The organism is Virgibacillus sp. GM2-2 (assembly GCF_055329585.1).
Window position 1 is genome coordinate 1 of record NZ_JBUZWC010000223.1, and the last position, 206, is coordinate 206.

Below are 206 nucleotides of genomic sequence, written 5' to 3' on the forward strand. Positions count from 1 at the left end.
CGAATGCCGGAGCCACAATCCGGTGCGTTCACCACTTCGCCACGACCGCCATAAACAAAATGGCAGGGGTAGCAGGACTCGAACCCACATTGACGGTTTTGGAGACCGCAGTTCTACCGTTGAACTATACCCCTACGCTAACTATTTTAAATGGTGGAGGGGGGCAGATTCGAACTGCCGAACCCTGAGGGAGCGGATTTACAGTC

The 206-nt window shown here is 53.9% G+C and carries 1 tRNA gene; it reads right to left on the reverse strand.

The annotated features are described in order from the left end of the window. Positions 1 to 60 precede the first annotated feature (60 nt). Positions 61 to 134, reverse strand: a tRNA-Trp gene (locus ACY9Z2_RS19635). Positions 135 to 206 lie beyond the last annotated feature (72 nt).